Below are 13139 nucleotides of genomic sequence, written 5' to 3'. Positions count from 1 at the left end.
AAATAATTATATCTATACAAGCTTATAAATATAGCATTACTGGAATAATAAATGTATATTATACATGCCAAGTTGAAAATCTCTTTTTAGGGTAAGTAGATTTTTAATTAATTTATCTCATTAATTAGGAAAGTATATCTTAATTAATTAGGTTAACTTATGTCATGTTTTAATAGATAGATAAGTGAGCTAAAGAAAAAAGTATCTTTAGTCGGCTCTAAACAACACGTATTTGGGGTTAAAAAAAAAGAGGGAGTGTATTTTCATGAGAAAAACAAAAATTATTTGTACAATTGGACCAGCTAGTGAAAAGGAAGAAATTTTATCACAAATTATTGAATCAGGGATGAATGTTTCAAGACATAATTTCTCACATGGAGATCATGAAGAACATAAGGGAAGAATGGTTGCAGTTAAGGAATTAGCTAAGAAGTATGACAAGCAAATAGCTGTTATGCTTGATACTAAAGGACCAGAAATAAGAACTGGAAAGTTTGAACCAAGCAAGGTTGAATTAACTGTAGGATCAGAATTTACAATATATGCAGGTGGAGATGTAGTTGGTGATACAACTAAATGTTCAGTTACATATGCTGGACTAGGCAATGATGTTAAGCCAGGTAACATGATCCTAATAGATGACGGTCTTGTTGGATTAGAAGTAACTGCAGTAGACGGAAACGTAATAAAGTGTGTTGTTAAGAACACAGGTGTTGTAGGTACTCATAAGGGAGTTAACGTTCCAGGAGTTGCTATAAAGCTTCCTGCAATGACAGAAAAAGATATAGCTGACCTTAAGTTTGGTTGCGAAGTAGGAGTTAATCTTGTTGCTGCATCATTCATAAGAAAAGCTGCTGACGTTGAAGCTATAAGAAAGGTTCTTGTAGAGAACGGCGGAGCTGATATTCAAATCTTCTCAAAGATTGAAAATCAAGAAGGTGTTGATAACCTAGATGAAATAATAGCTGTTTCAGATGGTATAATGGTAGCTAGAGGAGACCTAGGTGTTGAAATTCCAATAGAAAAAGTACCATCAGTACAAAAGCTTATAATAGAAAAATGTAACACAGTTGGAAAGCCAGTTATAACTGCAACTCAAATGCTTGATTCTATGATGAGAAACCCAAGACCAACAAGAGCAGAAGTTTCAGACGTAGCTAATGCTATCCTTGATGGAACAGATGCTATAATGCTTTCAGGTGAATCAGCAAATGGTAGCTGGCCAGTAGAAGCAGTTCAAACTATGGCTAGAATAGCAGAAGAAACTGAAAAGAAGTTAAGCTATGAATTAGCAGTTTCAACAGCTAAGAAGCATGTACCTGCTATCTCTGGAGTTATAAGCAGAGCTGCTTGCAATGCTGCACATGAATTACAAGCTGCTGCAATAATAACTTCAACTCAAACTGGTGCTACAGCTAGAAGAATTTCTCAAAACAGACCAGATTGTCCTATATTTGCAGTGACTCCAAATGAAAGAGTTGCTAAGACATTAGCTTTAAGCTTTGGAGTATATCCAATAGTTGCAGAAAAAGCTACTTCAACTGATGAAATGATGGAAAAATCAGTTTCTACAGTTAAGGCTAAGGGATGTATAAATAGTGGAGACACTGTTGTAGTTGCTGCTGGAGTTCCAGTAGACCAAGTTGGTGCTACAAACCTATTAAAGGTAAGTGTTGTAGAATAATTTTTAATATAAAATGAGTGCTTATGCACTCATTTTTTTGTTAAAGATAAAGTATTAAAGTTTTTGTTGCCTAGACCTAGCCGTACCAAAGCTTTATTTTTGCTTAAATCATTTATGAAGGTAAAGGCTGTACAAAAGTATAATTAAAAAGCTTGTCTTTTTAGTAGAAAAGTATAAAGTTTATTGTATAAAAAATCGGATGTTGCATAGAATAATTTTTATGTAGATATTAAGTTTGTATTTTGTTAACAAAAAATTTACAAAATTAATAATAATTTTTTTCTTTTGTTCTGTATATTTTCCTTTTTATATGTGAAAATAATACTAGGGATATAATGGCAACTGATTCCTATGATTACTTGCACCTATTTTTTCTAGGTGCCCTTTTTTTAAATCTTACCACACTTGTACAAATCCTCTAGTTTAAACATCTTTTCATTGTATTCTTCTGCTGATAATATATTCAAATCTTTCAGTTTAAGTAAAGCCTCTTTTTCTTCTTCTAATTTCTTTGAACTCTCAGTCTTTCTGTATTGAGACAGTAACTCTTCGATTTGATCACTTGAAACAATACCTTTTTGATTTAAGTTCTTATAAGCTGACAACACTGAATTACTTTCGGCAAATGCAGTTTCATTTTCCTTTTGTTTAAAATAACGAAATAAAATATAGACCTTTATAGCTAAAGCGCTTATTATCATTACTGAAGCTATAACTAAAACAAATGCAGTCATATGATCATAACCTCCCAATACCCCAAAGGATTAAATATTTATATTTTTTACCTATGAAATCCTTTACTTGGTTTTATTATACATCTCTAGATAGTATTTGAAAACACTTGCCCATTGATTATTATAAAAAAATTATAATAAATTAAATACTATAACTAAAACAAACTTATAGGGCCTATGAATGAATTATTTGAGTTATATATGATTAAAATACTATTACACTATTAAATATGTAAGCTTTTGCTCTTTTATTCTTTAAGAATTTAGATCAAAAGTAAAGTTGTGAATAATTATATATAACTTAAAAGTAGATAACATAGAAAGAATAATAAAACAGAAGTTATGCCTTCTGCCAGATTTTGCTCAGGTGAACTCATTAAGGCAGATGCATAAAAGGGTGGCTGAAGAAAAAATCAATACATAGTTGGCAAGGAGAGATTATAATATGGCAAAACTTAGTTGTAATGCTGAAAATTGTGTTAATAATGTTTCAGGAGGCTTTTGCACTGCAGGTCAAATACATATAAAAGGAAATAATGCACATAGTTCAGAAGGAACCTTATGTTCAACCTTTGCTGAAAAGAGCTTTAAGAATTCGGTTAAGAGTATGACAAACACAAACTATACCGGAGAACTGATGCAAATTTTTTCAGAGAATGAGATAGTAGTTAGTCCAGATATAAAGTGCGAAGCAGTAAAGTGTGTGTTTAATGAAAATCACAACTGCAAGGCTAAAAACGTACTTATTAATGGAGAACATTCTGTAAGCGAATTGAGTACTCAATGCGAGACTTATGTTGAAAGGTAGATTTGGCTTATTATCAATTTATAAATTCAGTTTTCTATAAATTGATATTTATAAGTAAATTTTATAATACTTAGTCAATATTAAGTGTTAGTTAACCAAAACTTTATAGCAATAAAATAGCTTGTATTCTAAACAGTTTTACAATTTATATTGTTAAAAATATAAAAATATAAATTCTTAAGAATATAAGAATTTATTGATAAAATCAGCTTTTAGAGCATTTATTAATAAATAATATTGACATAATCAATTATATAAAGGACAATTTATAGGTATGTAGAAAGTTCAATATTTACACTGAAAATAAAGCTTCTGGTTTATCTATTAAGTTTTATTTTGGCAAATTTCAGTATGAAGTATTGGCTCTATATAAGAAGCAGGTTTAAAGGTAAATGAATAGCGGTTTGCTATATGAGGTGAAGAGCGTATGATAGAAAAGAATAGAGAATATATAGTTGATATAGTAGCTCAAGGATATGAGGGAGAAGGTATAGGAAAGTTAGATGGTAACTTTACTATGTTTGTAGAAGGAGCTTTAAGAGGTGAAAGAGTAAAGGTTAAGGCTATAAAGGTTAAGAAGAATTATGCCTATGGAAAGCTAGTAGAAACCTTAGAGACATCAAAGGAAAGAGTAGAGCCTATTTGTCCTATATATAAAAGATGCGGTGGCTGTAGACTTCAGCATACATCCTATAAGGAGCAACTTGACTTTAAGACGGAGAGAGTTAGGGACTGTATTACTAAGATAGGAAAACTAAATGGAGATTTAGTTAAGGACACTATTGGGATGAATAATCCATATAGATATAGAAACAAAGTTCAACTACCAATCGGAATGCAAAACGGAAAACTTACCATAGGTTTTTTCGCTCCAAGAAGTCATGAAATAATAGATATGGAAAGTTGCTATATACAAGATGAAATAGCAGATAAGGTTGTAACCTTAACTAGAAGTTGGATACAAAAAAATAATATAAGACCTTACTTTGTAGATGGAGACTATGATGAAAGAGGAATACTAAGACACATCATGATAAGACGTGGCTTTAAAACAAATGAAGTTATGGTAGTGATAGTTACTAATGGCACAGAACTTCCAGGTAAAGAAGAGTTTATAAATATTATGAAATTAAATGTTCCTGGTATTAAAAGTATAGTTCAGAACGTTAATGATAAAAAATCTAATGTAATACTTGGACAAGAGTCTCTAACTTTATGGGGGCAAGATACTATAAGTGACTACATAGGTGAGTTTAAATTTAATATATCACCACTATCCTTCTTTCAAGTCAATCCAGTTCAGACAGAGGTGCTATACTCTAAGGCATTAGAATTTGCAGCTTTAAAAGGAGAAGAAACTGTTTTTGATGCTTACTGCGGAACAGGTACCATAACCTTATTTCTTTCCCAAAAGGCTAAAAAAGTATATGGTGTTGAAATAATTCAAGAGGCTATAGATAACGCTTGGATTAACGCCGAAGAAAACTCTGTTAGTAACGTAGAGTTTTACGCTGGTGAATCAGAAAAGGTCATACCAGACCTTATAGATAAGGGTATAAAAGCAGACGTAGTAGTTGTGGATCCACCTAGAAAAGGCTGTGACAGGAAGTTACTAGAAGCTATAACTTCTATTGATGCCGATAGAATAGTTTACGTTTCTTGCGATCCAAGTACCTTGGCAAGAGACTTAGCTATAATTGAAGAGTTAGGATATAAAACTGTTGAAGTGCAGCCAGTTGATATGTTCCCGCAGACTTCGCATGTGGAGTGTGTGGTAAAGCTATATAGAAAATAAGAAAGAAGAGTAATACTATGGATGGAACGATAAGAAAACATATAAAAGTAGGAGCAAAAGTCCTTGTTGTTCAAAAACAAGACCAGCGTTCTGGAAAGCTAACAGAGGGTGTAGTGAAAAAACTTCTTACAAACTCAGAAGTTCATCCCCGTGGTATCAAGGTAATGCTTGAGGACGGAATTGTAGGAAGAGTTCAGGAAATAAAATAATATTAATGAAAATGGATTTTATGTAGCTAAAAAGTTAAACTAAGAAATTTATTAAGAAAAGAATTGCACATGAAGAAATTATTTTAACATTTATAAACTCATCAATATGCTTTAAAGAATAGCATAAGGTGAGTTTATTTTATAACAAAAGTAAAATGCAGAAATTAAAGTATTATTATTTCAAGTAAACTTCACTACATCTTATATGTTTTAATTTATCTACGGTTAGTACTCCTAAATAAATAGGAATCTAATGAAGTAGTATTTAGAGAGTTATTTAGGTTACCATTGTAAACTTATAAAATAAAAGACAATAGCGACGTTTTGTTTGAACAAAGTCAAATAGAACGTCACCATTGCCTATAAATGAATAACTATTAAGTTGTTAATGTAGTGTCTTACTTTAATTGAAGTGGCTTTGTTACACTTCCAGTATAGTCTCCTCGTCCAATAATAATTACTTCTATTGCTCTTAATTTAAAATTATAAAAATAGAATACTGTATAGTCTTTTCCTTCTTTTAAAGTTGTATCTCCATCCTTTACAATAACCTTTCCGAAACAAGTTCCTAAAGTTATGGATAATTCAGAGATTTCCTTGCCTTTAATGATGAAATTTTTTGTTAAACTTCCTTTATAATTTCCTTTTCCTTCTACTTTAACAGTTGCAATTCCTGCATGTGTATTGTCAGCATAAGTTATTATATAATCTGTTCCCTCTATAAGAGTTATAGATCCGTCTTTTAAAGTAACTTTTGGTGTTTTAGCTGTTCCATCATAAACATAAGAACAGTTTTCTAAGTTTGCGTCTAATCTAGAGATTACTTTTTCTTTAATCTCAAAGGTTTTTGTTATTACTTCTGTATAACCGCCTTTTCCTGTAATGATTACTTTTGCAGTTCCTGCGTTTATATTATCAGCATAAGAAACTGTATAATCTGTACCTTCTACAAGTGTTTTCCCACCGTCTTTTAAAATAACAGTTGGAGTTTTAGCTTTACCATCGTATATATATGATGATGTATCCAACTTTACTTTTATCTTAGTAGAGTCTTTAGGATTAATTGTGAAGTTTTTTGTTTTAGTACCTGAGTATACTCCTATTCCTGTAATAGTTACAGTTGCTGTTCCTGGATTTATATTAGCAGAGTAAGAAACCGTATAATCTGTTCCTGCTACAAGTGGTTTAGCACCATCTTTTACTGTAACCACTGGAGTCTTTGCTGTTCCATCATAATCATAAGAATAACTATCTAAAGTTACATCTAATGGTGTGATATCTTTTGGAGTAATAGAAAAGGTTTTTATTATAGTTCCTGTGTAGTTACCTTTTCCTTCAATAGTTGCAGTTGCTGTTCCGATATTTATATTGTCAGTATAAGTAACAGAATAATCTGTCCCTTCTACAAGAGTCTTAGAACCATCTGTTACTGTAACTGATGGAGTCTTAGGTGTATTATCATAGGTATATGTTGCATTGCTTAAAGCTGCTGTTGGCGAGGAACCATCGTTTACGTAACCGTAGAAGTATACATTGCTTATAGTACAGTTTGCTTGGTCTGTCCACCATGAACCTTTGCCAAAATATACATCGTTAGCTGAAGAAGTAAGCCAAGTTAGTACCTTACTGTAATCTGTTAATGTTCCTCCTCCCTTTGTAGAATCACTTAATATGGACTGATCATATGCCTTTATACCATTAACATCTACTTCAAAGCCTGTTGTAGTAAGAGATATTTCTACAGTGGCTTTTGAATCACCAATATAATCTTTTACCATTTTATAGTTAGAAACATTCGCATCATACCAGCCGCCTAATGCGTTATAGCCCAAATAAGAACCTGGTGTGAAGTATAATTTTCCATTTGTTCCTCCATTGCCTAAGAAGGAAATGATGGTTCCAAGTACATTTTTTGTTCCAGTAGATTGTACATCAAATTTAATCTTTGTACCCTTAGATGCATCAAGATTAGAGATCATTTTATAAGGGTTTTTAATAGACAAAGTACCATCTGTCTTTTGTGTTAAATCTTGAGGCTTGTTTACAAAAGCTGAGCCTATAACCTGCATACCATTAACATCAGTCATCATTTTAGTTGTTTGTAAAAGATAACCGTAGAAATATACATTGCTTATAGAGCAGTTAGCTGCTTGGTCTGTCCACCATGAACCCTTACCAAAGTAAACCTTATCAGCTGTTGTAGAAATCCAAGTTAATACATTATAGTAATCTGATAATGTTCCTGAGCCTTTAGTTGAATCACCTATTATTGATTGGTCGTATGCTTTTACACCATTAACATCAACTTCAAAACCTGTTGTAGTAAGTGAAATTTCCACAGTATCTTTTGAATCTCCAAGATAATCTGTTGCAATTTTATAATTAGAAATATTTGCATCATACCAACCGCCTGTTGCGTTATAGCCTAAATAAGAGCCTGGAGTGAAATAAAGTTTTCCATTCCCTCCATCCATAAATGAAATAATAGTCCCTAGTGCATTTTTTGTTCCAGTAGACTGAACATCAAATTTGATCTTTATGCCCTTTGATACATCAAGATTAGATATTGAGCTGTATGGATTGGCAACAGATAAGCTACCATCTAGTTTTGTTGATAAATCATGAGGATCGTTTACAAAGGCAGAGCCAAGCAATTGCATTGTGCTATCATTTTTAATAGCCTTGTGCACTAATACATTGAAATCCTTTGTATATACTTTGTCGTTTTTTGATATTGTTGCAGTCATAGTAACATTAGTATCCTGTGCTGGAGTGATTACTTTTCCATCATTTCCAATAACAGCTGTATTTGATGAGGTCCAGCTTACAGTTGCGCCAAACACACTTGCTGTAGGAAGGGTTATATTTGAATAAGTTTCAGAAACAATTGAAAGATTGTCCTTTGCCATAGCAATAGAAACCTCATCAGCTGGATATTTAGCTCCCCATATACATACATCATTAGATCCAACTACAGTAAAGGCCATAGTATTAACATTAGTTCCTTCAATGGTCTGTTCTACAAAAAGACCTTCATAAGTAGTTCCGCCTACATTTAATGTAACATAAGGTGAATTAGCATCCATTGTCCATGTTCCAGTGTAATCACCGGAAATAGTACCGTCTGCATTTAAAGTCATATTTTGGCCACTACAATATTCAAGGTTTGAATAATTAATGTTCTGCTTCTGTAAAATAACTTCATAAGAACCAGCAACACTAGAGGCAGCATAGCCTGTTTTTGAAACGCTTTCTCCGTTGTATTCAAATGGAGCTTCTACTAGGTAATGATTTTTTGTTGTAAATAATTGATGTACTCTATCAGTAAAGCCTTCTGAACCATCATTTGTTCTTGTATGGTAAACAATATATGCCTTTCCATCAGAATCAACAAAAGCTGAGTTATGACCTTGAGCTACTTGAGCATATTTCTGATAATTCCATTTATAATAAGACATTAGTCTTGTACCAACGTCATTATTGGTGTTTACAGTATAAGTAGAGTATTTTGGTGACTGACCAGATACATCTGTATATGGACCTTCTGGATTAGAAGCTTTATAAACTCTAACATTGTAACCGCCCTTTGCTACAAGACCACCATCTGATATAAACAGATAATAGTTTCCATCAATATATTGAACATAGGAAGCTTCCCCAGAAGTGCCACTTCCGCCTGCAAGTTTGATTCCCATGTATGGATCTGAGTTACCTTCAGAATAGTTATATGAAACAGTGGTATCTCTTAAGCCTGATGATGGATTAAGCTGAATAATATATATACCACCTGACCATGAACCATAGGTCATGTAAAGCTTTCCGTCCTGGCCGTAAAAAACAGTAGGGTCGATAGCATGTGCTCCATAACTATTATTCCAGGTAGTTGTTGCAGTAGTTGTTGAATTATCTGTACAGGTATATTTAGTTGATATATATCTGCTTGGAAGTGTAGTAAGACCTGTTACCTTTGTAAAATCAGTGTTTGCGAAATCATGATTATTATTTGCATCAGTAAAGCCTGAATAAATAACAGTTCCTACATAAGTCCAATCTCCATCTAAGCTATCTGCTGTAAGCATTGCAATAGATGAGTTCCATGAACAACCGTTGATACTCATGTACATACACCATTTTTTTAAAGTATTGTTATAGATAATATCTGGAGCCCACATATTTCCTGATGGGTCATATGCACTGTCTCCCATTTTAGCCCAATTAAATTCTTTTGCAAATATGGTTTTGTAATTTGTAGTAATGTTGTTTGTAAAGGTTGTCCAGTTTTTTAAGTCTGTTGATTTAGCAAAAGCTAAATGTGATCCAAAAATGTAGTAGGTGCCTTTTCCGTCTGAAATAATTGAAGGGTCATGTACAGATACGCGATCTACAGATGTTTTTGAATATGCAGAGGCTAGATCAGCATCAGTTAAAGTCTTGGTTTGAGCTACTGTAGAGGCCATAACCTTATAGTTTTGAATCGGAGATAATATTATTGCAGCTGTTAATACTAAGGTTAATCCTCCTTTTAAGCGATTTTTAACACTTCTACCAAACGGTTTTGAAAACGTTTTAGTTTTGGCTAAACTTAAAGTCATCCTTGATGTCAATGTCGTTAAAATTTTTTTGAACAAATAAATCCCTCCTGTTTATTTTAAATATTTACTAGACTAAATATATAAGTTCTATTTAATTTACTTCATTAAACAACTTATTAAGGTGTTCTCCCCAATGCTTTTATGAATAAAACTTATTAGAACGTATATATCAAAACAAGTACTGCTATATAGTGTAATATTATAGCTTTTTATAAAATATTTTACATTTTACTATATAATTATATTATCTATATGAAAGGAATGCAATTGATTTAATGATTTGTACAGAGAAAACTTTAGAGGCTATATATATGATTTAATTTATATTAAAGTAAAATGAATTTCCCAGTTAATTCAATAGTTTAGCTTCTGTCTCATCTAATAGTTTTAAAATTTATTGCTGCTAGATTAATAAGCTAACTCGTATATGGAGTAATATTGTATTAATGTTGTCCTTTTATATCATATTAGTATGTAATTTATAGCATTAAATAAAAAAAGACTATGAACTGTTTTCATAGAAGTGTTCATAGTCTTTAGTGTTTAGATTAGTCACTATAAGGAAAATTTAAATAATTATTGCCATAGATTAATTTGCTTTTTGAAGAATAGGGCTCTTTGGCAAATAAGAAATTAATGAATTTGTTTTTTGAGAGTTATTTAGATTGCCATAAGTTAGCTTAGCTGTAGTCGTACCATAAAGGTTTGTTGGTAGTTCATCTAGTGTTAATACATATGGACTGTTGTATATAGTACTTAGAAGTGTAGGATTGTTATAGGTTGAACTAGTAATGAAATCACCGTACCATGGACAGAAGTATAGCCACCAAGCTCCTTGGTTGACGATGTTCTGAATGTCTGGGATAACATCGTTTTCAGTCATTGCCACCATCTTTTTATCGTTTGTGTCGTTTACAAGGGTAAGGAACGCTGTTGTTGCAGCACTTGTTTTCCAAGTGTAAGGAGAGCCTTCATATTTGTCATATCCAACTATATCTACATATTTATCTCCTGGATACCACTGAGCTGAATTTGCATAGGTGTAAAGATTAACTTCCCATATTAGATTGTGAATACCGTATTTTTCAGTTAGTGTGGTGTAAAGAAGCTGCCAGAGCTGCTTGTATACTTCAGAACCTGAAGAGCCCCACCAGAACCAAGCGCCAGAACCATCCGTATTGTTATTACCTTCAGCTTCATGAAAAGGTCTGAAAAGTAGGGGAACCTTTGCATCTTGAAGAACACGAAGCTGTTTTGCAAGATCGTCAATTGCAAGCATTAAGTATGCATATTCCTTTGTGGATTTATCTAGACAGTTAGCTGCTTTAAAGCTAGATGTAGGTTTATAAGTGCATTTTGACCAGTCTAATTTATCGCCTAATTTATAGTTTGTAAAATCGGATGGAATGTTGATATGCCATGAGGAAGTTGCGATACCTCCACGTTGTTTTACCCATTGAATGATACGATTTGTTGTACCATCTTCCCATCCATATAGAGGATTGTAGTTCATCATATCAAAGCCTCTGATAGCAGGGTATTTACCTGTCTTGTCATGTATATAATTAAATTCAAGCTCAGTATTGCCGTTATTTCCGCCACCATAAATCTCCTGCTGTCCAGAAAGAACGTGATTGCCATAAACGCTGGTAAGGTAGTTTTTAAGGGCTTTTGTTTCAGATGTTGCATTTACATCAGAAGGAGTTGGATCAATCTTTAATGCAGGCATTTTGGCATTGTCAAAGGTCACAGTGTCATATAGTACAAAGCCCCAGCTGCCTGAAGTACCTATGTCGATTTTTGCTTGCCCTGCTTCAAGATAAAAGTATCCAAAACTATAGTCAGTCCATCCGCCCTTGTTTGGAATATAGAAATTGCCTTGGGAAACTCCGTTGATGCTAAGAACCTGAAGTCTAGTGTCACCCTTATTTCCAAGGTACATCCAGCACCTTGTTGAAAGCTCGTACATACCATTCTTAGGAACTGTTACGTTTAGCGTTATTGTACCTGAGTTTGGCACCCATACAAATCCACTTCCAGAATACCCAGGATATTTGGTTCCATAGACATTGTCAGTAACAGTAGCACCATTGCTTAGAGTGCAAGCTTCAGCTTCTACTTTTACAGGAAGGGAAGTTGCGGCTTTAACTGAAATAGGCTTGTTAGTGAGAAAAGTACCTGCAATTGCGATCGTTGTCACCAGAGACAGTACTTTGCGTAAAGTCTTATTCATAATAGATACACCCCTTAAAATTAAATTTTTGTTTATTAGATAATTATGTTTTTTGAATTAGTACTTATATAATTACATAAAGGCATCACCTACCGTCAGAAAAGTATATATTTATTAACTTACAAGACTATAATATGTTAAGAAATTAGAATTAATAACAAAAATTATTATAAAAATATGTTGATTTTAACATTGTTGATTATTTTTACTTACTTATAGATTTATATAGTATTTTTAATAGTACAAGATAATTTCAGGTAGCTATAATGTTAGATTATTTATATTTGAATAATAAATTGCTGTGGAGTATAATATGTTAAATTAAGTAATTATGGGGTATCTGGGGGTATTGAGATGTAAAAAGAAATTTATCCATATCCAAATATTCAGTTTTTTCAAAGCATATGAAGATTTCCTATATCGAAGTTGAATTAGTATATTATAATAAGTTATTATGAGAGGAATAAATAATGGGTAGTTATAAAGATTCCATAAATAAAGCTTTATTAGTAATAGATATACAGGAAGATATGACTGGATTAACAGCTACGAAACCACATCCATACAAGAATTCAGAAGAACTAATTAATAATGTGAATTCAGTAATTAAACTTTCCAAGGAAAAAGATATCGTTGTAGTATATATAAAACATCAATATAGAAATAGCTTATTAAGTAGAACTTTAATTGGGAAACTAATTAAAGATACTGCTGGAAGTGAGATAGACTCAAGGGTAAATATTATTAGCGATAATATCTATTCTAAAGATAAAGGTAATGCTTTTTCTAATCCTAACTTAGATACCTTCTTGAAGCAAAATAACATTAATGAGCTGTTTTTAGTTGGATTAGATGCTTCTGTTTGTGTTTTAAAAACATCAATAGGTGCTAAAGGTAGAGGATATAAAGTTTCGGTTCTAAAAGATGCTATTACCACTATGAATATGAGTAAAATGCCAAAATTATTGGATAAGTACTTAGAACGAGGTATAGTATTAACTTCAATAGAAGAGTTCGAAAAGATTAGTTAAGTTTAACTATATAAAAAGATATGCTCTCTCATAGTTATTTGGGAGGGCATTAT

Annotated in this window: 8 protein-coding genes; 5 read left to right on the top strand and 3 right to left on the bottom strand. The window is 32.4% G+C overall.

The genetic code is table 11. The features are described from left to right. Nucleotides 1-265 precede the first annotated feature (265 nt). Nucleotides 266-1684, top strand: a complete 1419-nt coding sequence (gene pyk, locus GXK57_RS14280) for a pyruvate kinase (RefSeq protein WP_160677651.1) — start codon at nucleotides 266-268, stop codon at nucleotides 1682-1684. 389 nt (nucleotides 1685-2073) lie between these two features. Here the strand turns inward: pyk and GXK57_RS14275 are convergent, their stop codons facing one another. Further along, nucleotides 2074-2418, bottom strand: coding sequence for a hypothetical protein (locus tag GXK57_RS14275; RefSeq protein ID WP_160677648.1), 345 nt, complete (start codon nucleotides 2416-2418; stop codon nucleotides 2074-2076). Between the two features lie 445 nt (nucleotides 2419-2863). On the opposite strand from GXK57_RS14275, the gene GXK57_RS14270 reads away from it, so the two are divergent. The 3 genes from GXK57_RS14270 to GXK57_RS14260 all read left to right on the top strand — a co-directional run bounded on the left by GXK57_RS14270 (nucleotide 2864) and on the right by GXK57_RS14260 (nucleotide 5230). After that, nucleotides 2864-3226 (top strand): DUF1540 domain-containing protein, encoded by a 363-nt coding sequence (locus GXK57_RS14270; protein WP_160677645.1) that lies wholly within the window; start codon nucleotides 2864-2866, stop codon nucleotides 3224-3226. Between the two features lie 427 nt (nucleotides 3227-3653). After that, complete coding sequence (gene rlmD, locus GXK57_RS14265) at nucleotides 3654-5021, top strand: 23S rRNA (uracil(1939)-C(5))-methyltransferase RlmD (RefSeq protein ID WP_160677642.1); 1368 nt, start codon at nucleotides 3654-3656, stop codon at nucleotides 5019-5021. Nucleotides 5022-5038: 17 nt separating this feature from the next. Then, complete coding sequence (locus GXK57_RS14260) at nucleotides 5039-5230, top strand: YwbE family protein (protein ID WP_160677639.1); 192 nt, start codon at nucleotides 5039-5041, stop codon at nucleotides 5228-5230. A gap of 398 nt (nucleotides 5231-5628) precedes the next feature. On the opposite strand, the gene GXK57_RS14255 is transcribed toward GXK57_RS14260, so the two are convergent. Together GXK57_RS14255 and GXK57_RS14250 are read right to left on the bottom strand one after the other, a co-directional pair. Beyond that, on the bottom strand, nucleotides 5629-9858 hold the full coding sequence (locus GXK57_RS14255) for a family 43 glycosylhydrolase (RefSeq protein WP_160677636.1): 4230 nt from the start codon (nucleotides 9856-9858) through the stop codon (nucleotides 5629-5631). A gap of 553 nt (nucleotides 9859-10411) precedes the next feature. Beyond that, entirely contained in the window at nucleotides 10412-12055 is a 1644-nt protein-coding gene (locus tag GXK57_RS14250; RefSeq protein WP_160677634.1) for a glycosyl hydrolase, read from the bottom strand. Between the two features lie 470 nt (nucleotides 12056-12525). Between GXK57_RS14250 and GXK57_RS14245 the strand changes: the two genes are divergently transcribed. After that, nucleotides 12526-13086: an isochorismatase family cysteine hydrolase gene (locus tag GXK57_RS14245; protein ID WP_160677631.1), complete on the top strand. Its 561-nt coding sequence runs from the start codon at nucleotides 12526-12528 to the stop codon at nucleotides 13084-13086. Nucleotides 13087-13139: the final 53 nt, after the last annotated feature.

Origin of the sequence: Clostridium sp. C8-1-8, from assembly GCF_009928445.1 — a bacterium.
Classification (GTDB): domain Bacteria; phylum Bacillota; class Clostridia; order Clostridiales; family Clostridiaceae; genus Clostridium_AR.
This window is presented reverse-complemented; position numbering and strand designations above follow the sequence as displayed.